15 protein-coding genes are annotated in these 21,949 nt (G+C 68.0%); 7 read left to right on the forward strand and 8 right to left on the reverse strand.

Annotation, left to right across the window (positions count from 1 at the left end; all coding sequences use genetic code 11):
• The first annotated feature begins 51 nt into the window (after positions 1–51).
• Both NHH88_22245 and NHH88_22250 read left to right on the forward strand, forming a co-directional pair.
• Complete coding sequence (locus NHH88_22245; protein ID USX12398.1) at positions 52–708, forward strand: YfiR family protein; 657 nt, start codon at positions 52–54, stop codon at positions 706–708.
• Positions 709–722: 14 nt separating this feature from the next.
• On the forward strand, positions 723–2,633 hold the full coding sequence (locus NHH88_22250) for an ATP-binding protein (GenBank protein ID USX12399.1): 1,911 nt from the start codon (positions 723–725) through the stop codon (positions 2,631–2,633).
• Between the two features lie 69 nt (positions 2,634–2,702).
• Here NHH88_22250 and NHH88_22255 read toward each other — a convergent pair whose 3' ends face one another.
• Both NHH88_22255 and NHH88_22260 read right to left on the reverse strand, forming a co-directional pair.
• Positions 2,703–2,897 (reverse strand): hypothetical protein, encoded by a 195-nt coding sequence (locus NHH88_22255; GenBank protein ID USX12400.1) that lies wholly within the window; start codon positions 2,895–2,897, stop codon positions 2,703–2,705.
• 12 nt (positions 2,898–2,909) lie between these two features.
• Positions 2,910–3,806, reverse strand: coding sequence for an SPFH domain-containing protein (locus tag NHH88_22260; GenBank protein USX12401.1), 897 nt, complete (start codon positions 3,804–3,806; stop codon positions 2,910–2,912).
• A gap of 176 nt (positions 3,807–3,982) precedes the next feature.
• Between NHH88_22260 and NHH88_22265 the strand changes: the two genes are divergently transcribed.
• A complete protein-coding gene (locus NHH88_22265; protein ID USX12402.1) occupies positions 3,983–5,530 on the forward strand; it encodes an alpha-L-fucosidase in 1,548 nt (515 codons plus the stop codon).
• A gap of 72 nt (positions 5,531–5,602) precedes the next feature.
• Here NHH88_22265 and NHH88_22270 read toward each other — a convergent pair whose 3' ends face one another.
• Positions 5,603–5,989: a stress-induced protein gene (locus NHH88_22270; GenBank protein ID USX12403.1), complete on the reverse strand. Its 387-nt coding sequence runs from the start codon at positions 5,987–5,989 to the stop codon at positions 5,603–5,605.
• A 389-nt stretch (positions 5,990–6,378) separates the two neighbouring features.
• Here NHH88_22270 and NHH88_22275 point away from each other — a divergent pair, with 389 nt between their 5' ends.
• The 3 genes from NHH88_22275 to NHH88_22285 all read left to right on the forward strand — a co-directional run bounded on the left by NHH88_22275 (position 6,379) and on the right by NHH88_22285 (position 8,969).
• Positions 6,379–7,368, forward strand: a complete 990-nt coding sequence (locus NHH88_22275) for a manganese catalase family protein (protein ID USX12404.1) — start codon at positions 6,379–6,381, stop codon at positions 7,366–7,368.
• 177 nt (positions 7,369–7,545) lie between these two features.
• Positions 7,546–8,433, forward strand: coding sequence for a ZIP family metal transporter (locus NHH88_22280; protein USX12405.1), 888 nt, complete (start codon positions 7,546–7,548; stop codon positions 8,431–8,433).
• Positions 8,434–8,456: 23 nt separating this feature from the next.
• The gene (locus tag NHH88_22285) at positions 8,457–8,969 is read left to right on the forward strand and encodes a DUF892 family protein (protein USX12406.1); all 513 of its coding nucleotides are present in this window, start codon (positions 8,457–8,459) and stop codon (positions 8,967–8,969) included.
• A gap of 131 nt (positions 8,970–9,100) precedes the next feature.
• Here NHH88_22285 and NHH88_22290 read toward each other — a convergent pair whose 3' ends face one another.
• From NHH88_22290 to NHH88_22305, 4 genes are all read right to left on the reverse strand, one after another.
• Positions 9,101–11,392, reverse strand: coding sequence for a Mur ligase family protein (locus NHH88_22290; protein ID USX12407.1), 2,292 nt, complete (start codon positions 11,390–11,392; stop codon positions 9,101–9,103).
• A complete protein-coding gene (locus tag NHH88_22295; protein USX12408.1) occupies positions 11,392–12,372 on the reverse strand; it encodes a class I SAM-dependent methyltransferase in 981 nt (326 codons plus the stop codon). The genes NHH88_22290 and NHH88_22295 overlap by 1 nt, the downstream gene beginning before the upstream one ends.
• Positions 12,369–12,668, reverse strand: coding sequence for a hypothetical protein (locus tag NHH88_22300; protein ID USX12409.1), 300 nt, complete (start codon positions 12,666–12,668; stop codon positions 12,369–12,371). Before NHH88_22300 ends, NHH88_22295 begins: the two co-directional genes overlap by 4 nt.
• 153 nt (positions 12,669–12,821) lie before the next feature.
• On the reverse strand, positions 12,822–17,096 hold the full coding sequence (locus NHH88_22305) for an ATP-binding protein (protein USX12410.1): 4,275 nt from the start codon (positions 17,094–17,096) through the stop codon (positions 12,822–12,824).
• Positions 17,097–17,310: 214 nt separating this feature from the next.
• Here NHH88_22305 and NHH88_22310 point away from each other — a divergent pair, with 214 nt between their 5' ends.
• Entirely contained in the window at positions 17,311–19,389 is a 2,079-nt protein-coding gene (locus NHH88_22310; protein USX12411.1) for an EAL domain-containing protein, read from the forward strand.
• 218 nt (positions 19,390–19,607) lie between these two features.
• Here the strand turns inward: NHH88_22310 and NHH88_22315 are convergent, their stop codons facing one another.
• Positions 19,608–21,779 carry an ATP-binding protein gene (locus tag NHH88_22315; GenBank protein USX12412.1) on the reverse strand — a complete coding sequence of 724 codons (2,172 nt, stop codon included), beginning with the start codon at positions 21,777–21,779 and terminating at the stop codon, positions 19,608–19,610.
• Positions 21,780–21,949 lie beyond the last annotated feature (170 nt).

A 21,949-nucleotide genomic window follows, 5' to 3' on the forward strand; every position in this document is an offset into this window, starting at 1 on the left:
CCCCCACCTTGCACCAGTATAATTTTCCAAAGTGATCTAAAAGGAAACAAAATGCTTGGCAAAGTGAGAGGCGCGAGCTGGAGGCCGACGCGCGCAGCCGCCCTTGCGCTGGCCTTGGCGTTGGCAACGTCCGCCGCCGCGCAGCCCCGTATGGTCGAGGGCGCGGAGCTAGCAGAAATGGCCGGGGTGGGCGAAATAGCCGATGCGCCCGCCGCCGCCGTCCACGACGAGGCGGACACCGTGTCCGCGACCAGCGTGAAGGCCGGCTTCCTGTATAAATTCCTCGGCTACGTCGACTTTCCCGCCGGCCCGCTCGACCCCGGCGCGCCGTACGTGGTGGGCGTGGTCGGCGCCGAGGACATCGCCGCCGAGCTGGCGCGGCTGACGGCCGGGCGCCTGGTCAATAACCACGCCGTCGTGGTGCGCAAAATGCAGGGTGTCGACCCATCGGGCGGGCTGCACCTGCTGTTCATCGGCGCGGCCGAAGGCGCCGACGAGGCGGCGCTGGTCAAGGCCGCGCAGCCGGCCGGCGTGCTGACGGTCACCGAATCGCCCACCGGCATCGAATCGGGCAGCGTCATCAATTTCCGGCTGATCGACGAGCGCGTGCGCTTCGAAGTGTCGCTGGCGGCGGCCGACAAGGGCCGGCTCAAACTGAGCTCGCGCCTGCTGTCGGTGGCGTACGCGGTGCAGAAAGGTGGCGGTTGATGGGGTGGTTGGGTTTGAGCTTGGCCACCGTGCGCGCCAGGCTCATCGCGATGGCCCTGGCCACCACCGCCGCCGCCCTGCTGCTGTGCACCTGCGCGATGCTGTTCTACGACCTGAGCACGTTCCAGCGTTCATGGATCGACGACATGCGCACCCAGGCCGAGCTGATCGCGCTGGCCAGCGCCCCGGCGATCAACTTCAACGACGCACCGGCCGCGCGCAAGAACCTGGGCATGCTGCGGATGCGGCCGGAAATCCTGGCCGGCGCCATCTATAACAGCGGCGGCGCGATGTTCGCCTCCTACACCCAGGCCGCGCTGAAGACGCCGGTGTTCCTGGAAAAACCGGGACCGCTGGGGCACCAGATCGTCAACGGCAGCCTGACCCTGTACCACCCGGTCGTCGAACATGGCGAGCGCATCGGCACGGTCTACCTGGAGGCGCGCTACCGCATCGGCGAGCGGGTGGCCTCGTACGGCTCGATCCTGGTCGCGGTCATGCTGTGCAGCCTGCTGCTGGCCGCGCTGGTCGCCTCGCGCCTGCAGCGCAGCATCACCGGGCCGCTGGAAGGGGTCACGTCGGCGGCGCGCGCCGTCATCCAGCGGCGCGACTTCGGCCTGCGCGTGCCGGGCTCGGCGCCGGGCGAGATCGGCACCCTGGTCGACGCCTTCAACGCCATGCTGGCCGAGGTGGAAAAAAGCGCCGGCGGGCTGCTCGCCACCAACCGCACGCTGGAGCGCGAGATGGCGGTGCGCCAGGAGGCCGAACGCGCGCTGTTGATCGCCGACCGCCGCAAGGATGAATTCCTCGCCACCCTGGCGCACGAGCTGCGCAATCCGCTGGCGCCGATCAGGACCGGGCTCGACATCATGCGCATCAACCCGTCCGACCTCGGCGCCGGGCAGCGCGCGCGCGACATCATGGAGCGCCAGCTGCGCCAGATGGTGCGGCTGGTCGACGACCTGCTGGACGTGTCGCGCATCAACACCGGCAAGCTGACCATCAAGCGCGACCTGGTCGATTTGCAGCAAGTCATCCACGACGCTTTCGAGATCGTGCGGCCGCTGGTCGAACAGCAGGAGCACGTGCTGACGTCGGCGCCGCTGGCGCAGGCGGTGTGGGTCGAGGGCGACGCCACGCGGCTGACGCAGATCCTGTCGAACCTGCTCAACAACGCCGCCAAGTACACCGCGCGCGGCGGGCGCATCGCGGTCGATGTCGAGCTGGAGCAGCAGCGCGTGCGCATCCACGTGCGCGACAACGGCATCGGCATCGCGCCGGAGATGCGCGACGCCGTGTTCCAGATGTTCGTGCAGGCCGACGCCACGCTCGAGCGCACCACGGCCGGCCTCGGCGTGGGCCTGTCGCTGGCGCGGCGGCTGGCCGAGCTGCACGGCGGCGAGCTCAGCGTGCACAGCATCGGGTTGGGCTACGGCAGCGAATTCGTACTGGCACTCCCCTTGCCCAAGCGCATCGAAGCGCCGCCGGGGCCGGCGGGCGAACAGGCCGGCGCCGGCGAGCGGACCGCGCCCGGCAGCCGGCGCATCCTGCTGGCCGACGACAACATCGACTTCGTCAACAGCATGGGGGCGTTGCTGGAATCGCGGGGCCATGTGGTCTCGGTCGCCTACGACGGCCAGAGCGCGCTCGACAACGCCGCCGCATTCGCGCCGGAATTCGCCTTCCTCGACATCGGCCTGCCGTTGCTCAACGGCTACGACCTCGCCCGCGCGCTGCGCGCCATGCCTGCGCTGCGGCATACCGCGCTGGTGGCGGTCACCGGCTGGGGCCAGCAAAAGGACCGGGACCTGGCGAGGGAAGCGGGCTTCGACGTCCACCTGGTCAAGCCGGTCAGCTTCGAGCAAATCGAAGAAATGCTGACCGTAAAAACCCCGGGGGTCAGGTCCGACATTCGGACAAACTGAAACGAAAACGGAACTTTTTGGCGTGCCTGAAGTTCCGTAATGTCCGAATGTCGGACCTGACCCCGGGGTTTATTCGTGCTCCGGCTCGTCGGGCTTGCCGCTGCCTTCCTTGATCTTGACGCCGCGCCGGGCCAGCCCTTCCCGCAGCAAAAACTCGATTTCCGCGTTCACGCTGCGCAGATCGCGCGCGGCGAGGCGTTGCAGTTCCTCCCATAGCGCGGGATCGATACGCAGCGGATACGCTTTTTTACCTGGACTTGCCATGCTCTTCGGCCGCTAGTTGTAGAGGGTGCCCGTGTTGATGATCGGCTGGGTTTCCTTGTCCGAGCACAGTACCACAAGCAAATTGCTGACCATCGCCGCCTTGCGCTCGTCGTCCAACTCGACGATGCCGCGCTCCGACAATCCCTTCAGCGCCGATTCGACCATGCTGACGGCGCCGTGCACGATCTTGGAGCGGGCGCTGATGATCGCCTCGGCCTGCTGCCGGCGCAGCATGACCTGGGCGATCTCGGGAGCGTAGGCCAGATGGGTGAGCTTGGCGTCGACCACCTGCACGCCGGCCTCCTCGAACCGCGCTTGCAGTTCGCACTTGAGGGCGTCGACGACCACGTCCATGCCGCCGCGCAGCGTGGTTTCCCCCTCGGACAAATCCTCGGCCTCGTCGTACGCATATTGGGATGCAAGGTGACGCAGCGCCGCCTCGGCCTGGATCGCGACGTAGCGCTCGAAATCGTCCACTTCGAACACCGCCTGGGCGGTATCGCGCACACGCCAGACGATGGCCGCGCTGATCTCGACCGGGTTGCCGCGCTTGTCGTTGACCTTGAGCGTGGGCGCGTTGAAATTGCGCGCGCGCAGCGACAGGCGCCGCTTGACGTACAGCGGGAAGGCCCAGCGCAGCCCTTCGCTGCGGTCGGTGCCGATGTACTTGCCGAACAGGGTGAGGATCGCGCTTTCGTTCGGCTGCAGCATGAACAGCCCCGTCAGGAAAAACACTGCGGCCAGCAACAGGGCTATCGCGCCGAACAACGACGAAAATCCGCCGTTGTCCCCGATTGCCGTTTTAAACATCAACGCGGCGCCTACCAGTAAAACAAAGCCGGCGCAGGCCGCCAGGTAGCCGTTCGTCGATGAGAACGCCGTTTCGCGGCGAGTGTTTGCACCATTCATGCTCGTTTGCTCCTCAGGTAAATGACATCAAAGTGATATCACTTTAGGATCACCTTAGATTATTGTCAAGTAATTTCGGCAAGACATCACATGGCTCTCACATTCGAATTGTTTTCCATATATAATAAACACACAACAACCGACCCGCTCCGCGCGGGACTCATCAAGGAGATACCATGCCCACGTGGGGAAACACGCAGCGCGCCGCAACCTTCTCATCCATCCTCGCCCTCGCAGCCGCAGCCGCGCCCGCACCGGCCATGGCCGCCGAGCCGCCCGTCAAGCTGACCAAGGTCGCCGGACCTTTCCAGCCGACCGCCGCCTCGCTCAAGTCCTATCAAGTGCCCGATTGGTTCCGCGACGCCAAGTTCGGCATTTGGTCGCACTGGGGCCCGCAGGCGGTGCCGCGCGCGGGGGATTGGTACGCCCGCAACATGTACATATGGAATTCGCCGCAGTACAACCATCACGTCAAGAACTACGGCCACCCTTCCAAGGTCGGCTACAAGGACATCATCCCGTTGTGGAAGGCGGAGAAGTTCGATCCAGAAGGTTTGATGGCGATGTACAAGAAGGCCGGCGCGCGCTACTTCGTCAGCATGGGCGTGCACCACGACAATTTCGATCTGTGGGACTCGCGTCACCACGAATGGAACGCCGTCAAGATGGGCCCCCACCGCGACATCGTCGGCGACTGGAAAAAGGCGGCGGTCAAGGAAGGCTTGCGCTTCGGCGTGTCGGAGCACCTGGGCGCCAGTTACAGCTGGTTCGCCACCAGCCACGGCTACTCGCCGATGTGGCCGGAGTTCGGCGTCGACTACGACGGCGCCGATCCCCGCTACCAGTCGCTGTACCACCGGGCGCACAACCAGCCCTACCGCGGCAGCAAGAGCTGGTACACCACCGACACCCGCTGGCACCAGCAATGGTTTAACCGCATCACCGACCTGGTGAGCCGCTATCAGCCGGACCTGCTGTATTCGGACGGCGGCCTGCCGTTCGGCCGTGTGGGGCGCACCCTGGTGTCGAATTTCTACAACGCCAGCATCGCCGCGCACGGCGGCAAGCTGCAAGCGGTCTACAACCACAAGGACATCGGCACCGGCGAGTTCATCCCCGAGGCGGGCGTGCAGGACATCGAACGCGGCGTGGCCGAAGGCATCAAGCCGCTGCCGTGGCAGACCTGCACCTCCATCGGCGACTGGTTCTACAGCGAAGGCTACAAGTACAAGACGACGCCGGAAGTGGTCCACATGCTGGCCGACATCGTCAGCAAGAACGGCAACCTGCTGCTCAACGTGGTGCAATATCCCGACGGCAGCCTGCCGCCGGAGGCGCTGACCTTCCTCAGCGAGATGAGCGAATGGATGGGCGTGAACGACGAGGCCATCTACGGCACCCGTCCATGGAAGGTCTTCGGCGAGGGACCGACCAAGGCGGCCGCCGGCCACTTCCAGGAAAACACCGCCTACACGCCGGAAGATATCCGCTTCACCACCAAGGGCGACGCGCTGTATGCCATCACCCTCGGCGTGCCGGGCCGCACGGTGCGCATCCAATCGCTGGGAAGCAAGGCGGGGCTGGAAACCCGGCCGGTCAAGGCGATCGCCCTGCTGGGCAGCGCCGAGCCGCTGACCTGGGAACAGCGCGACGACGCGTTGACGGTCACGCTGCCGCCGTCCGTGCCGAGCAAGATGGCGTCCAGCCTGCGCATCTCGTTCTGACCCGGCGCGGCCGCACATAAAAAAAGCTCCGGCATATTTGCCGGAGCTTTTTGCTAAACCACCGCGTACAAATTATTTACGGTCGTTCTTGTGGCTTTGACGACCGGCCTCGGCATGCTGCTCCGGCGTGCCGCCGCGCGTACCGCCCGAGCCGCCCGACCCGCCGTTGCCACCCTGGTTACCGCCACCGGAACGCGAGCCCGACCCCGACTCGCTCTGCTGGTTGCCGTCGTTCTTGTGGCTCATGCTGCCGGCGCGACGCGCCTCTTCCGACGTGAATTCATGCGCCGTTCCCGCAGCGTGTGCGGCGCGGCCGCCTTCAGCCGCGATCTCGCGTTGCTGCTCAGGGTCCATCGATGCGAAACCGCGTGCGCTGGTGCCTTGATCGGACTGCTTGTTGCCTTTGCCGCCGCCTTGATTGCCTTGATTACCGCCATTACCTTGGTTCGAATTAGCCATGATTCTTCTCCTGATAGATGGTTGATGAAACTAAGGAATCGGTCTGCCGTTTTGCTAAAGCAAACTCGAGAAAGGTCATGTTAAGCGCGGTGAACAATCTCACCTATCGGCGCAAATGACATCGTCGGGTAGGAATGCGCTGGCGTGTTTTGACCGACGGTCTAAGATTTTCATCGACCTGAATTACTCAACAATTCCAGGCCCGGCCGTGGCCGCCGCCTCATGTTCTTGATGAGAAAATTTTGCCAGCGCAGTCTTACATCAGCGAGCGCCGCACACCGATGTCATCCGTCGTGCCGGCGGCATACCATGATCCTTCGATGCCCGAGCCCGCCACCGGGATCGGCGTCGCCCGGAACTTCCGTTCGCCAACCCAACAGGAGAAAAGTATGTTTGCTCATAACAAGCGACTGCAATACACGGTGCGCGTCAGCGAGACCAATCCCGGCCTGGCCAACCTCATGCTCGAACAGTTCGGCGGGCCCCAGGGCGAGCTGGCCGCCGCCATGCGCTACTTCACGCAGGCGGTCGCCGAGGACGATCCAGGCCGCAAGGACATGCTGTTCGATATCGCCACCGAGGAACTGAGCCACCTGGAGGTGATCGGCAACATCGTCTGTATGCTCAACAAGGGCGCCAAGGGCCGCCTGGCCGAGGGCGTCGAGGAGGAAGGCGAACTGTATCGCTCGATCACCGGCGCTGGCAACGACAGCCACCTGACGCAGGTGCTGTACGGCGCCGGCGCGCCGCTGGTGAACTCGGGCGGCGTGCCGTGGACGGCCGCCTACATCGACACCATCGGCGAACCGACGGCCGACCTGCGCTCGAACATCGCGGCCGAGGCGCGCGCCAAGATCGTCTACGAGCGCCTGATCAACCTGACCACCGACCCCGGCGTCAAGGAGGCGCTCGGCTTCCTGATGACGCGCGAGATCGCCCACCAGAAGTCGTTCGAGAAGGCGCTGTACGCGATCGAGCCGAACTTCCCGCCGGGCAAACGCCCGGGCCGCGCCGAATTCACCAGCGTTTATTTCAACATGTCGCAGGGCGGCCCGGAAATGGAAGGCCCCTGGAACAGCGGACCGAAATGGCGCGTCGTCAGCGACCCCGCGCAGCAGATGGCGGTCGACGGCGGCGACGGCGGCGCGCGCGTGGGCCTGACGTCGACCGAGGAAACGGTGCTGAGCCAGATGGCGGCGCGCACCATGTCCAATCCGGCCGCCGAACCGGTGACCGGCGCCGAACTGGGCGCCGGCATGGCGCCGGGGATGGCGGCGGAGGCGATCGACGACGACGATGCCGATGCCGAAGCCGCCGGCTCGACCGTCCCGCCCGCCGGCGATGGGCGCAATGGCGATGGCTATCGTCCGCTAAGTTGAGTCGCGGCGTCCGCGCGGGCGCCGGGGGGTGGCTAAACAAAGCGGTGCGAGAGCCGTCTTACATCTGCAAGCGTTGCGCACCGACAGACGCGGCGTTGTCGCCACCATAAGATGGCTGCATAAACAGGAGTAAACATGTTTTCCAACCCAGCGGGCGCGAGCCCGGAGAATTGAACCATGCTCAGATCCGGCCCCCGCCCCACCTGGCGCCTCGCCATGGGCGCCTTTATCGGCGTCTTCGGCATGCTGCTGCTCACACGCGACTTCGCCCTGGCGATCGCGTCGCTGCCGCCGCCGGCGCAACAAGCGCTGACCGCCGGCCTGTGGGCCGCCGCCGCCACTGCGGTGGGCACCCTGCCCGTGCTGCTGGCGCAAAACTTTTCGCAGCGCAGCTATGACGCCGCGCTCGGCCTCGGCGGCGGCATCATGCTGGCGGCGACATCGTTTTCGCTCGTACTGCCGGCGATTAACGCCAGCAAGACCGCCGGCGCCAGCTCGGCCGTCGCCAGCATGACCGTCGGCGGGGGCATCCTGATCGGCATGCTTCTGGTCATGCTGCTCGGCTATCTGGTGCGTTCCGAACAAGTGCTGGGTGACGGCGCCGCCCGCACGGACACCACGGCCATGACGCGCGCCTGGCTGTTCGTCGGCGCGGTGGCGATCCACAACTTACCGGAAGGCTTGGCGATCGGCGTCGGCTATGGCGGCGTCGACGCGGCAAAGGCCCACACCTTGGCAATGGGCATCGCCATCCAGGACATCCCGGAGGGCTTGGTGGTGGCCATCGCCTTGCGCTCGGTCGGCTACGGGCGGGTGTTTTCCGCCCTGCTGGGCGCGGTGTCGGGCCTGGTCGAACCGCTGGGCGCGGTCAGCGGCGCGCTGCTGATCGAGGCCAGCGCCCGCTTCCTGCCCTGGGGCCTGGCCAGCGCGGCCGGCGCCATGCTGTACGTGATCTGCCATGACGTGGTGCCCGAGGCGCACCGCCATGGCCATTGCAAAACCGCCTCTTGCGCGCTCGTGATCGGCTTCATCGTGATGATGGTGCTCGACACCGCGCTTTCCTGAAACTCACCCTATGGAGAATCAAGATGAGCAATTCCGCAAACGAAAACCTGGTTGACTGGCTGCGCGACGCGCACGGAATGGAACAACAAGCAGAATCCATGCTGGAGGCCCAGGCCTCGCGGTTGGAACACTATCCGGCGCTGCGCGAGCGTATCGTCCAGCATATCGAGGAAACCCGCTGGCAGCGCGAGCAGCTCGAGGCCTGCCTGTCGCGGCTGGGCAGCAGCCCGTCCATTATCAAGGACATGGGCGGCAAGATGATGGCCTTCGGCCAGGCCGTCGGCGGCATGTTCGCCAGCGACGAGGTGGTCAAGGGCGCGATGGCCGGCTACATCTTCGAGAACATGGAGATCGCCAGCTACACGGCGCTGATCGCCGCCGCCGGCGTCGCCGGCGACACCCAAACCCAGGCCGTGTGCGAAGCCATCCTCAAGCAGGAGCAGGCGATGGCCGCCTGGCTGCTGCAAAACCTGCCGTCGACGACCACCGCCTTCCTGGTGCGCGACGCCACGCCGGGCGTCGAAGCCAAGGTCTAAGCCAAAGACCGCGTAGGGCGGATTAGGCGGAACGCCGTAATCGGCCATGAGCCGTCGACGGCTCATGGCCGATTACGCTTCGCTAATCCGCCCTACAAAATCACTCTGAGCCCGGCCTTCGCCCGGGCCGGTCAAGCCGCGCCGCCGCCCAGTTGCGACTCGATCGCGGCGGCGCCCTCGGGGTCGATGGCGCGCACGCCCTCGATCAAGGTCGAGACGGCGGTGCCACAGGCGAACACCAGCACATCCCCGTTGCCGCATTGGCGGTAGGCGCCGCGCAGCGCCTCGGCGGCACCGCCGAACGTTTGCATACTTGCCGGCCCGCCGGCGCCGCGCACGCCTTCGCCGATGACGGCGGCCGCCTCGCCCGCCGGCCGGCCACGGGCCTGCGACTCGTAGACGAACAACTCGTCGAACGCGGCGGCGCAGGTTTCGCCAATGCGGCGCAGGTCGGCGTCGCGCCGGTCGCCCGGCGACGTCACCACGCCAAGCACGCGCGCGCCCGGCGTGCGCCCGGCCATGCCGCGCGCCATGTCGCCCAACGCGGCGTACGCGGCCGGATTATGCGCGTAATCGAGCACGATATGGAAGTCGCGGACCGCGAAAATATTCGAACGCAGGGGGTTGGTCGCGGCGTCGGAGACGAAACTGGCCAGCGCCGCTGCGATGTGCGCGGCGCTGAAACCGGCCGCGTGCAACGCCGCCGTCGTCGCCAGGCTGTTGGCGATGTTATAGCGGGCCATGCCGCCGACGGTGGCGGGAATCGCGCCCGCGCCGATGATCGGCTGAACGGCGCCGCCGGCGCCCTCGGCCAGCACGATGGTCTCGTCCTGCAGCCACACGCCGCAGCCACCCTCGGCCAGATGCGCGAGCAGAGTGATGTTGGCCGGGTCCATCGAAAAGAAGATGGTCGCGGCGTCCGGCGCCAGGCGCGCGCGCGCGGCCACGCAGTGCGGATCGTCGGCGTTGAGGACTGCCGTCCGCGCGCCGGCGATCACCGTCGACTTGACGCGCGCCAAGTCCTCGACAGTCTCCACGCCATCGAGGCCCAGGTGGTCGTCCGACACGTTGAGCATGACGCCCACGGCACAGGCGTCGAACGCCAGGCCGCGCTTGAGCAGGCCGCCGCGCGCGGTCTCGAGCACGGCGAAGTCGACGTCGGGAGAGCCGAGCACGGTGCGGTGCGACCAGTAACCGGTGCAATCGCCGTGACCGACCATCCGGTCGCCGATGAAAATTCCCTGCGTGGTGGTGTGGCCGGTACGCAGTCCCGCCAGCCGCACGGCGTGCGCGATCATCAGGGTGGTGGTGGTCTTGCCGTTGGTGCCGGTCACCGCGATCACCGGGATGCGGCCCTGCTCCGGCAGCGCCAGCATCCGGCGCGCCCGCGTGGCGGCATCGACGACATCGGCCGACGCGTGGCCGCCGCCGATCGCCGTCACCAGCGGTCCCAAGGCGCTTTCGACGACGCTGACCCGCGCCTCCGCGAGCCCCAGCTTGGCGGCCGCGCCGGCGCACAGATGACGCACCTCCGCCGACGGGTGCCGGGCGCCGTCCTGGCCGACCGCGACGATGGCGAGCGGGCCGTCCTCAAAGCTGTCGATGACGACATCGCCACCGGCCGCGTGCACCAGCGCGAACGCCGCCGTCAGTTCGGCCTCGCTGGTGCAGCGCCATTGCCGGTCGTCGCCGGCGACCTGGCGGCTCTTGACCACCGCCTGCCAGTCGTAACGGCGTCCGACGCGCAACGCGTCCTCCAGCCGGTTGACGGTGGTGCCGGCCGGGACGTCGATATTGGCCTCGACCATCAGCGCGCGCGTCAGCAGGCGGTCGCGCGCGATGGTGTTGGTCAGCAGCGGGGTGTCGGCCACCGGCGCGTCGACGAAGCGCCACTGCCGGCTGCCCCACCCAAACTGGACGAGATCGGCGTGCTCGCTGGCGCGCAGCACGGGAATACCCAGCGCGCGCGCCTGGCCCACCAGTTCGCCGATACGCGGCGGCAGCGCCAGACCGGCCGCCAGCGCCCGCAGCGCGGCCAGCGCGCCGGCCGTATCGTACGCTTCGCCACGCATGGCCGCACCGACGATGTCCAGCGCCATCGCCAACGCCCGCTGCGCCACGTGTTCCAGTTCGTACTGGATCACGACGCGGCGCCGCGCGGAACCGGGGGCCAGCGCCTCCGCGTGAGAGAAATCGAGCGTGTGGCCGCACAAGCGCTGCAACTGCAACGCGACCCGCGCCACCAGCTCCCCGATGTCCGCGCTCGACGGCGTAATCGAAGGCAACGACAATTGCCGCGCCACGGCGCCGGCGACGTCCGCCAGCGGCTCATCGGTGGCATCGAACGAAATGGTCGCCGCGATGCACGGAAAGCGGCTATACAGATTGGCGCCACGCAGCAATCGCTGCCGTAATACCTTCATCACGCGTCGCCTTTCCTGGCGAGCAGCATGACGGCGGCGATGCGGTCGACGCCGGCGTAGGCCGGCGTATCGAGTTCCTCGCCAAACACATCGGGATCGATTTCCTCGTACTTCCACGACAGGCGGGCCGCTTCCAGCAGGATGCCGGCCTGGCGCAGGAACGGGTCCTCGCCGTTGTCGATCGCCACGCCGGTGTACAGCAGCAAGGTGCCGCCGGGCGCGAGCCGGGCGATCGCCGCCTCGACGATGCGCAGCGACAAACCGGCGCCCAGCTCGCCGCCGCCGTGGCGGTAGGCGCGCTGGTCGGGATCGAGCAGGTACGGCGGATTGGCAATGATCAGGTCGAACTCGCCGTCCAGCGCCGACAGCATGTCGCTGTGCACGCAGGCGACATTGCTGGCGCCGGCCAGCCGGCTGTTGACCTCGGCCAGCGCCAGCGCCCGCCGGTTGATGTCGACCGCGTAAACCTCCGCCTCGGGGAAGCGCCTGGCCAGCATGATGGCGCCCGGCCCGGCGCCGCAGCCGATGTCGGCCGCGCGCCGCACGCGGGCGCCGGGGTTGCCGGGGTTGCCGGTGCTGCTTATTAACTGGTCAAGCGCCTGCCCGGCCGCGCGCACGAAGCGGTACGTGTCCGGTCCCAGAAACACCGCGTCGGCGTCGCCGGTCGGATAGGCCGAATGGAAGTACAGCTGCGGGCCGATGGTCGAGGCGCGCACGGCGCTGCGCAGCACGCCGGCGTCGTCGCGCAGCACCCCGGCTTTCTGCATCTGCGCCAGGATCGCCGGGTCCATCTGGTCGGCGGTAAAGGGTTTGCTCCAGCCGAACACGTCGCGCAAGCCCGGGGCGCTCGGCGCGGCCGCTCGATTCAATACACGGCCGTGGGTGGCCGGCGTGACAGTGGTGAAGTGGTATCCGCGCTTGCGCAGCAGCGTGGCCAGCGCCATCAGTTCGTCGCCGACTACGGCGGCCGGCAACGTCATTCGGCACCGCCGGCCGTCCCCGACGCCGCGCCGGCGCGGCCCTGGGCAGAGGACAGACGGAACTTGCCGCGCCGGTCCCCCATCAGGTCCTGCAAGGTGCGCACGCTCAGGCCGGTGGCCTCGTGGATGCGCACCAGCAGCGCGCCGCTGACCGGCATGCGGTGATGGCGGATTTTGCTGATCACCGGGGCCTGGATCTCCAGCAGGCGAGAGAGCGCCGCGTCGTTGCGCAGCTGCATTTTCACCAGTATCGTGTCGAGCATCGCGTTGGGGTCGTAGGGTTTGGGCTGAGACATGAACACTCCTTGCTATAAATGCTTTATTATCAACATTTTACTAGGCAAAACTGAACTTTTACAATCGCGCGCAACCCAAAATACTCGCCCATGTGTGCGCCAGCACACGATAGCGGTATTCGTTACCGCTTTCGGCCCCGGGCCGGGGCCTTGTCATTTATCCTGCTTGCACTCCAGCTCGGTCAACATGCGCAAGATCTCGTCGAAACTGACCGGCTTGGTCAGGTGGTGATCGAACCCGGCCGCGTCGGTTTTGAGGCGGTCGGCGTCCGTGCCCCAGCCGGTCAGCGCGATCAAGGTCACGCCGTCGAGCCCCGGCGTCGCCCGCAACTGCCGCGCGACCTCGTAACCGCTCATGCCCGGCAAGCCGATATCGAGGAACACCACCTGCGGCGACAACGACCGCGCCGCAGCCAACGCTTGCGGGCCGTCGTGCGCCACGCCCACCGTGTGGCCTTTGAACTCCAGCAAGGCGGTCAGGGTTTCGGCGGCGTCGACGTTGTCGTCGACCACCAGCACCCGCAGGCGGCTGGCGGACGCCTCGTCGATCCGCCTGGCCGCCGGCGCGGACTGGGGCCCGGGCGCCGACAAGGCCATCGCCTCGGCCGCCAGCGACGGCGTCACCGGCAGGCGCAGGGTGAAGGCGCTGCCCCGCCCCGCGCCCTCGCTGTGCGCGCCGACCTCGCCGCCGTGCAGCTCGACCAGCCGGCGCACCAGGTTCAGGCCGATGCCCAGCCCGCCCTGCGCCTGGCCCTCGCTGCCGGGCACCTGGGTGAACATGTCGAACACGGTCGGCAAGGACTCGGGCGGGATGCCGATGCCGTCGTCGCGCACGGTCACTGTCAATTCGCCGGCCTCGACCACCGCCATCAGCTCGATCGTGCCGCCGTCCGGCGTGTACTTGGCGGCGTTGTTGAGCAGGTTGCCGATCACCTGAGCGACGCGGTGCGCGTCCAGCCACACCGGCGGCGCGTTCGACGGCGCCGACACCAGCAAGCGGTGGCCCTTGGCGTCGATCAGCGGCATGCTGATCTCGACCGCGCCGCGCACCACCTTGTCCAGCTCCACCAGGCTGTGCACCAGCACCTCCTTGCCCCGGGCAATGCGCGCCAGGTCCAGCAAATCGTCCACCAGATGCACCAGGTGGCCGACCTGGCGCTCCATCATCGCCCGCACGCGATCAAACTCGTCGCGCGCCAGGTCGTGCGCGCGCATCATTTCCAGCCCGCTGCGGATGGGCGCCAGCGGGTTGCGCAGCTCGTGCGCCAGGGTGACCAGGAATTCGCGCTGCGCCTGGTTGGCCTGCGACAGCTCGGCCGTCATCGCGCGCAACTCGTGCTCGCCGCTCTTCTGGTCCGAGACATCCAGGGTGACGCCGTCGAAGTGGGCCACGCCGCCGCCCTGCCCCTCGGTGCGCTGGCACCAGGCGATCATGCGTATCCAGCGCGCCGACGCCGGTCCTGCCGCAGGCGCGGTGGTCAACGCGATCCGGAACTCGTCGTCATAGGCCACGCCCTCGATCATCGCGCTGTGGAAGTCGCCCTCGACGCGGGCGCGGTCCTCGTGGTGCACCCGCAGATAGAACTGCTCCATCGGCACCGGCCCCTCGGCCGGCAGGCCGAATTGCGCGCGCAGCTGGGCGTTGGGCTGCATCAGCGACAGCGGCGCGTCGGCGTACCAGACGCCGATGCCGCTGGCGCGCGTGACGTTGGCGAAGCGGTCCTGCAGCAGGCGCCGCTCGTGGACGTCGACCAGCGTGCCGATATGGCCGAGCAGTTTGCCGTCCTGGTCGAAGCGCGGCGCGCCGGCGTCGATCATCCAGCGGAAGGCGCCGTGGCGGTCCCGCAGGCGGAAATCGATCGAAAACGGCGCGCCCTTGCCGAAGGCGGCGCCGTAGGCCTCGTCGACCCGGACGGCGTCGTCGGCGTGGATCAGCTCCAGCCAGCCGCGCCCCAGGTCCTCCTGCAGCGAACGGCCGGTGTAGTCGGACCAGCGCTGGCTGAGGAAATCGCGGTGGCCGTGGGCGTCGGCGGTCCAGATCATCGCCGGCGAGGCGTTGACCAGCGAGCGGAAATACTCCTCGCGCTGGCGCAACTCGATGGTGGCCTGGCGCCGCTCGCGCGCCAGCTCGATGTGGTTGCGGATGCGCGCCAGCAGCTCGTTGGCGGCGAACGGCTTGACCAGGTAATCGTCGGCGCCCGCCTCCAACCCCTCGATCTTGGCCTCCTGGCCGGCGCGCGCCGACAGCAGGATGATCGGCAGGCCGGCCACCGCCGGGTGCTCGCGGATGCGCCGCATCAGGCCGAAGCCGTCCAGGCGCGGCATCATCACGTCGCTCAACAGCAGGTCGGGCGGATCGCGCAGGATGGCCTCCATCGCCGCCTCGCCGTCGGCGCAGGTCTCGACGCTGTACTCGCGCTCCAGCAGCAAGCGCACGTAGCCGCGCATGTCTTGGTTGTCGTCGGCGACCAGGATGCGCGCGCGTTGCGCCGCGGCGGACGCGGGCGCCGTGACAGGCGACGCGTCGCCGCCGGCGGCCGCATCGGCGTTGGCCGCCGCCTGCTCGTCCGGCAGCCAGCGCAGCGCCTCCTCGACGAAGGCGGCGCCCATGCGCGCGTCGTCGTCGCGGTCCGGCAGCGCCACCACGTACTGCGGCGGCAGGTGCGCGGCGCCCAACGGAATCTCGACGTGGAAGGCGGTGCCGACACCGACCTCGCTCTCGACGCCGATGCTGCCGCCGTGCAGGCGCACCAGTTCCTGGATCAGCGCCAGGCCGATGCCGGTGCCTTCGTAGCTGCGGCCCTGCACGCCTTCGACGCGGTGGAAGCGCTCGAACACCCTGGGCAGCTCGGCCGCCGGAATGCCGCTGCCCGTGTCGCGCACCGTCAGGCGCGCCGTGCGGCCGTCGGCGCCGGGCGCCAGGGTCAGCGTGACGGCGCCCGACAAGGTGAACTTGAAAGCGTTCGACAGCAGGTTGAAGACGATCTTTTCCCACATGTCGAGATCGACGTAGACCGGCGCCTCCAGCGCGGGCGTCTCGACGTGGTAGGCCAGGCCGGCCTTGTCCATCGCGGCGGTGAACACGCTGGCCAGGTTGGCCGTCAGCCGCGCCAGGTCGACCGGGGCGTAGCGGGCCTGCACCCGGCCGGCCTCGATGCGCGAGAAGTCCAGCAGCGAGTTGACCAGCTTGAGCAGGCGCAGCGCGTTGCGGTTGGTGACGTCGATACGCTCGCGCTGGCGTGGCGGCAGCGGCTCGCCGGCGTCGGCCAGCGCGTCCTCCAGCGGTCCCAGGATCAAGGTCAGCGGCGTGCGGAATTCGTGCGAGACGTTGGAGAAGAAGGCCGTCTTGGCCTTGTCGATCTCGGCCAGCGCGGCGGCGCGGCGCTGTTCCTGCTCGTAGGCCAGCACGTTGCCGATGGCGGTGTTGAAAGCCGCGCGCAGCAGCTCGTAGAAATTGCGGTAGTCGTCGTCGAGCGCGCGCCGGGCGCTGACGCCGGCCACCAGCATGCCGTAGGGCGTGTCGCTGCCGGCCACGTACAGCGGCAATACCATGGCGCCGGCCGGCGGCTCCGGATACGGCGCGCAGTCGAAGGCGCCGAAACGGCGCGCCAGGTCGTCGACATGGCGCCCCTCGGCCGCCGCCAGCGCGGCGGCGAAATCCCACCCGGCGCCGTCATGCGCATCCACCTCGACCGGCGCCAGCGCGCTGTCGGCGGGCAGGCCGGTGCGTCCGCGCAGGCGCAAGGTGGCGCCGCCCGCCTCCGTCCCGGCGTCCGCCAGCTCGTACAGCAGCATGAACGGCACGTCCAGCGCCATCGTCTCGCCGTCCGATTCCATCAGCCCCGCCAGCTCGGCGATGGTGCGCGAGCGGGCGATGCGCCCCGTCAGGTCGCGCAGGTTCTGCGTGCGGCGGGCGTTGAGCACCTGCGCGGTCGATTCGGTGATCGGATGGAAAATGCCGCCGACGTTGCCCGACTCGACCCGGATCGGCGAAAACGAGAACGTCATGAACGCTTCTTCCAGGTAGCCGTAGCGGTCCAGGAACATGCGCTGGTCGCGGATGTAGACGCCCTCGCCGGTGTGGGCGCGGTCGAAGGCGTCGCCGACCACCGGCAGCGCCGTGGCCCAGCAGATCTTGAACGGCGCGCCCATCGCCTCCGGGTGCTTGGCGCCGCAGATGGGGCGGTAGGCGTCGTTGTAGATCTGAATGTCGTCGGGTCCCCAGGCCACCAGGATCGGGAAGGTCGACGACAGGCACAGGCTGACCGAGGTGCGCAGGCTTTGCGGCCAGCCCGAGAGCGGCCCCAGCGCGGTCGCGGACCAGTCCATCGAACGGATCAGTTGTCCCATCTCGCCGCCGCCGGACAGCCAGCTCAGGTCGTCCGCCACCTCCGTCGCACCGGTCCCCGCCGTCACCTGCTGCCCCATCTTTCCCCCGTATGACTTGCCGCCGGCGGGCCATCGCCGCCGCACACCCGGCAGTATAACCGGACGGCGGTGCGCAGGCCTTTCGCCATTCGTTTCGCTCAACTTTGCGCTGATTCGCAACTATTTTTACGTGTTCGTTTGCGTTTTATCAATTGCATCCTCGAAAAAATCGCCAGTATTGAGTTGTATCAACGCGCGACGTGACGGGATGAGCATGGATGAGCATGAATTGCGGTCGCGCATGGCGATCGACGCGGCCGGCATGGCCATCTGGGACGCCACCGTCGTTAATGGGCGGGCCGTCGAAGGCACCATTTTGTGGTCGGCGCGCGGCGCCGCCATGATCGGCCTGCCCGGGCAAGAGACCCAACAGCCGTTCCGGCGGTTCCTGGCGATGGTGCACGAGGACGACCGCGAGGCGTTGCTCGAGACCATGCAAAGCACGATCGACGCGCGCGGCGAGTACCAGGTCGGCTACCGCCTGCACTCGGCCGATGGCGCGCTGCGCTGGCTGCGCGCCCAGGCAAAGATATTATGCGATGACCAGGGCACGCCGGTGCGCACGCTTGGCCTGATCTGGGACGTGAGCGCCATGGTCGAGCAACAACGCGTCGCCCAGGAGCGCGAACGCATGGCCGAGGTGACCCTCGATTGCATCGGCGACGGCGTCATCACCACCGATCAATACGGCACCACCCGCTATCTCAATGGCGCGGCCGAGCGGCTGACCGGCTGGACGCGCGCGCGCGCCGCCGGCCGCGACATCAGCGAGGTGCTGCCGCTCATCGACGAGGTCGGCGGCCGGCCCATCGAGCACGCCGTCTACAAATGCCTGCTCAAACGCGAGGCCATCGGCCTGTCGGCGCACGCGATGATGGTCACGCGCGACGGCCGCCGCATCGCCGTCGAGGACACGGCCGCGCCGATCCGCCAGACCAACGGCAACATGCTGGGGGCGGTGCTGGTGTTCCGCGACGTCACCCACCAGCGCGCCCTGTCGAGCCAGCTGTCCTGGCACGCCAGCCACGACGTGCTGACCGGCCTGTGCAACCGTCGCGAGTTCGAGCGGCACATCGCCCACGCGCTGCATGTGTCCAAACATGACGACCACACGCACGCGCTGCTGTATATCGACCTCGACCGGTTCAAGCTGGTCAACGACACGGCCGGCCACGCCGCCGGTGACGCGCTGCTGCAAATCCTGGCCAACCTGCTGCAGGAGAAAATGCGCGACAGCGACGTGCTGGCGCGCCTCGGCGGCGACGAGCTCGGCGTACTGCTCGGCTACTGCAAGTTCGACCAGGCGCGCCTGATCGCCGAGGAGATCCGCCAGCTGGTCAAGGAGTTCCGCTTCGTTTGGGACGAGCACAGCTTCGAGATCGGCGCCAGCATCGGCATGGTCGAGATCAGCGCCGACAGCAAGTCCGTCAGCGATTTGCTGGTGGCGGCCGACGAGGCCTGCTACATGGCCAAGGACCAGGGCCGCAACCGGATCCACGTCTACTCCGAGAGCGACGCGACGCTGGCGCGGCGGCACACCGAAATGATGTGGGTGCCGCGCCTGAACGACGCCTTGCAGCATGACCGGTTCACGCTGTACGCCATGCCGATCGCCGGCCTGCAGGGCAATCAGCAGCCGCACGAGGAAATCCTGTTGCGGCTCAAGGACGACGCCGGGGAGGTGATCCGGCCCGACCGCTTCATCCCGGCCGCCGAGCGCTACCACATGATGCCGATGCTGGACCGCTGGGTCATCCGCGCGGTGTGCCGGCATATCGCCGGGTCGCAGGCGGCCGGCGCGGCGGGCAATGACACGCGGCCGCTGTTCGCGGTCAACCTGTCCGGGCCGTCGATGAACGACGACAAGCTGCATCAATTCATCATCGACCAGTTCGTCGACCACGGGGTCGATCCAGCCCGAATCTGCTTCGAGATCACCGAGACGGCGGCGATCCGCAATCTGCCCAAGGCACAGGAGCTGATGGCGCGGCTCAAACTGCTCGGTTGCCGGTTTTCACTGGACGACTTCGGCAGCGGCCTGTCGTCGTTCGGCTATCTGAAATCGCTGCCGGTCGACTTTCTGAAAATCGACGGCTCCTTCATCCGCGGCATCGCCGACAACCCGGTGCACCGGGCGATGGTGGAGGCGATCCACAAGGTCGGCCAGGTGATCGGCATCCAGACCATCGCCGAGTACGTCGAGGACACGGTGACCCTGGATGTGATCGGCAGCATCGGCATCGACTTCGCGCAAGGCTACGCGGTCGGCCGCGAACGCGCCCTGCACGGCTGAGCCGGCGGCCGCAGTGGCGCTATCGGCGGCGCGGTGGCGGATTACGCCTTCGGCTAATCCGCCCCACGTGGTTCCGTGCCCCCCGGCGTCTCTTGACCAAGGAGACACGTAGGGCGGATTAGCGCAGCGTAATCGGCCATAGTTGCGCCGCCGGCGGCTCGTCGATGGCCGATTACGGCGTTCCGCCTAATCCGCCCTACGTGCCTCCGCGATACGCTTTAACCTCCGACACTGGCCGCCCGCTCCAGCTCTTCGGCGCTGGCAGGCTTGGTCAAATGCAAATCGAACCCGGCCTCGGCGGCCCGCTCGACATCCTCCTTTTGCCCATACCCGGTCAGCGCCACCAGCCGCAGCGGCGCGCCGCCCTGCGCCCGCCGCAGCGCCGCCGCCAGCGCGTAACCATCCATGTCCGGCAGGCCGATGTCGAGGATCGCCACCGCCGGCGCATATTGGCGGAACTGCGCCAGCGCCGCCTCCGCGCTGTGCAGCACGCGCACCTCGTGACCCAGCTGTTCAAGCAGCGCCGCGCCGGACGTGGCGGCGTCGACGTTGTCGTCCACCAGCAGCACCCGCACCCCGGCGCTGGCGCCGCGCGGCGCGTCCGGCGGCGCGTCCGCCGCCGCCGCGCTCAGCGGCAGCACCACCTCGAAGCGGCTGCCCCGGCCGGGACCGTCGCTGTCGGCCGTCACGGTGCCGCCGTGCAGCTCGACGAGCTTGCGCACGATCGCCAGCCCCAGGCCCAGCCCGCCGGTGCGGCGCTCCAAGGTTTGCGGCGCCTGCATGAACGGCTCGAACACCCGCGCCAGCAGTTCGCGGCCCATGCCGATGCCGTTGTCGCTGACCACCAGCCGCGCCCAATCGCCGTCGGCCGCCAGCGTCACGCGCGTGTCGTCGCTGCCGAAGCGCACCGCGTTCGACAGCAGGTTGTTGAGCACCTGGGTCAGGCGGCTGTCGTCGCCGCGCACCCACAGCGCCGGCGGCGCCGACAACATCACCGGTTGCGGCGAGGCCGCCACCGCGTGCCGCACCACGTCGGCGAAATTGACTTGTTTGGCGTCGATGCGCAGCTTGCCCGAGGTGATGCGCGAGACGTCGAGCAAGTCGTCGACCAGGCGCCGCAGGTGGTTGGTCTGGCGCCGCATCACGGCGCGCTCGCGCCGCGCGCCCGGCTCGTCGCGCATGTCCATCAGGTCGAGCGAGGTGACGATGGGGCTGAGCGGGTTGCGCAATTCGTGGCCCAGCACTGCGAGGAACTCGTCCTTGGCCCGGCCCGCCTCGCGCGCCCGCGTCAGCGCCTCCTCCTGGTTTTCCATTGCCCGCTGCAGCGAGTCGAGCAGCAGCGCCCGTTCCCGCTCCTGCGCGGCGCGCTGGCGCTCAGCCTCCTCCAGCGCCGCGCCGATCAGCTGGAATTCGGCGATGCGCGACGGCACCACGGTGACCGGCGCGCCGGTGCCCAGCGCCGCCGCGCCCGTCTGCAAGCCCTTGATCGTGGTGACGATGCGCGCCGACAACAGGGAGGCGATGCCGATGCACACGCCCAGCGAGGCCAGCATGCCGGCGCCGTAGACCGCCAGGCGCTGGTAGGCGGCGGTGCGCAGTTGCGACGCCGGCTGCCCCACCACCACCGTCCAGCCGTAATGCGACAGCGTGGTATAGGCCGAGACCACCGTCTCGCCCTCGAGCGTGGCGGCGGTGCCGACGTTTTCCGACTTGGCGCTGCCGATCAATTGCGTCAGCGAGGCGCTGGGCGGGCCGGCCACCGCGCTTTCGTGGTTGCGCGAGCGCGCCACGATCTTGCCGGCGGCGTCGATGATGGAAATGACCGAGCCTTCCGGCATGCTCTGGCGCTGGATCATCTGCACGATGCGGTCGGGCCGGATCACGGCGGTGAGCGTGTAGAGCTCGCCGTCGTCGTCGATCACCGGGATGCGCACCGGAAACGCGGCGCGGCCCCGGACACCGCGCAGGATGTGGCCCACCACCGGCTGGCGCGTGGCCAGCACCAGCCTCAGGCTTTCGGTATCGACCACCCTGGGCGGCGCGGCGCCCAGCCCCACTGCGGTATTGAACAACACTTTGCCCTTGTCGTCGGTCAGGATCAGGGCCTGCCATTCGGCCTGGGACTCCGCCAGCCTGAACGCGACGTCATAGAAGCCGTCGACGTCGCCGGCCATCAGCGCCGGCGCGCGCGCGGTGCTGGCCAGCATGGCGACCGAGGCGTCGAGTTCGGCGTCGGCCGCGCTCGACAGCGCGCGCGCCAGGTCGAGCATCGAGCGTTCCTGTTCCCGCAGTTGATACTGGCTGGCCGCGTGGATGCTCCACACGCCCAGCAAGGCCATGGGCAGCAGTCCGATCGCGGTCAGGATGATAAGCAGATGCCGAAGCGACAAGGTTCGCCTGGTGAACAAGGACATAGAAAGCGTGATGGATGGTCGAACTTGTCAATCTACATCAAAGCAATCTAAACAGGGGCGCGGCAGGGAAAAAAACCACATGGCGGATTACCGCCATGTAATCCGCCAACCAAACCCGCCTGCCTGAATCGCGACGCCAGCCGCGC

The organism is Oxalobacteraceae bacterium OTU3CAMAD1 (assembly GCA_024123915.1).
Lineage (GTDB): Bacteria > Pseudomonadota > Gammaproteobacteria > Burkholderiales > Burkholderiaceae_D > Rugamonas.

What these genes read in the sequence shown, in the direction of transcription:
- NHH88_22245 (USX12398.1), top strand. Translation starts at nt 52, where the DNA reads ATGCTTGGCAAAGTGAGAGGCGCGAGCTGGAGGCCGACGCGCGCAGCC.
- NHH88_22255 (USX12400.1), bottom strand. Translation starts at nt 2,897, where the DNA reads ATGGCAAGTCCAGGTAAAAAAGCGTATCCGCTGCGTATCGATCCCGCG.
- NHH88_22260 (USX12401.1), bottom strand. Translation starts at nt 3,806, where the DNA reads ATGAATGGTGCAAACACTCGCCGCGAAACGGCGTTCTCATCGACGAAC.
- NHH88_22265 (USX12402.1), top strand. Translation starts at nt 3,983, where the DNA reads ATGCCCACGTGGGGAAACACGCAGCGCGCCGCAACCTTCTCATCCATC.
- NHH88_22270 (USX12403.1), bottom strand. Translation starts at nt 5,989, where the DNA reads ATGGCTAATTCGAACCAAGGTAATGGCGGTAATCAAGGCAATCAAGGC.
- NHH88_22275 (USX12404.1), top strand. Translation starts at nt 6,379, where the DNA reads ATGTTTGCTCATAACAAGCGACTGCAATACACGGTGCGCGTCAGCGAG.
- NHH88_22280 (USX12405.1), top strand. Translation starts at nt 7,546, where the DNA reads ATGCTCAGATCCGGCCCCCGCCCCACCTGGCGCCTCGCCATGGGCGCC.
- NHH88_22285 (USX12406.1), top strand. Translation starts at nt 8,457, where the DNA reads ATGAGCAATTCCGCAAACGAAAACCTGGTTGACTGGCTGCGCGACGCG.
- NHH88_22290 (USX12407.1), bottom strand. Translation starts at nt 11,392, where the DNA reads ATGAAGGTATTACGGCAGCGATTGCTGCGTGGCGCCAATCTGTATAGC.
- NHH88_22295 (USX12408.1), bottom strand. Translation starts at nt 12,372, where the DNA reads ATGACGTTGCCGGCCGCCGTAGTCGGCGACGAACTGATGGCGCTGGCC.
- NHH88_22300 (USX12409.1), bottom strand. Translation starts at nt 12,668, where the DNA reads ATGTCTCAGCCCAAACCCTACGACCCCAACGCGATGCTCGACACGATA.
- NHH88_22305 (USX12410.1), bottom strand. Translation starts at nt 17,096, where the DNA reads ATGGGGCAGCAGGTGACGGCGGGGACCGGTGCGACGGAGGTGGCGGAC.
- NHH88_22310 (USX12411.1), top strand. Translation starts at nt 17,311, where the DNA reads ATGGATGAGCATGAATTGCGGTCGCGCATGGCGATCGACGCGGCCGGC.